The 283-nt window shown below is 35.0% G+C and carries 1 pseudogene; it reads left to right on the top strand.

Features of this window, described 5'->3' with window-relative positions:
• Positions 1-97: 97 nt before the first annotated feature.
• Positions 98-283 (top strand): annotated as a pseudogene (locus ACSG5Z_RS32200) (YpoC family protein); the annotation flags it as partial.

The raw sequence follows: 283 nt of genomic DNA on the forward strand, positions 1-283 counted from the left end.
TAAAAGACAAGTAAAACCCAAGCGACCACAATGTGAAGAGTGCCGATTACTAGAAGTGTGTCGTGAAGGAAAGTAGCGAATGAAGGGGAAATAAAGGATGGAGCGAGTTATAGAAATACCGAAAGAATTTCGGTGCTTACCATTTTTTACAGAAAGCGTAACTTCGATTACGTATCATACAGATCAGTCTTTTGAAGAAAAAATACAAAATACTTACTTTATATTTGATATTGAAAGACAATATGAGCCGTGGAATGAAATTGAAAATAGTATTCCTGTACTG

It is taken from the genome of Bacillus pretiosus (assembly GCF_051294775.1).
Lineage (GTDB): Bacteria > Bacillota > Bacilli > Bacillales > Bacillaceae_G > Bacillus_A > Bacillus_A wiedmannii.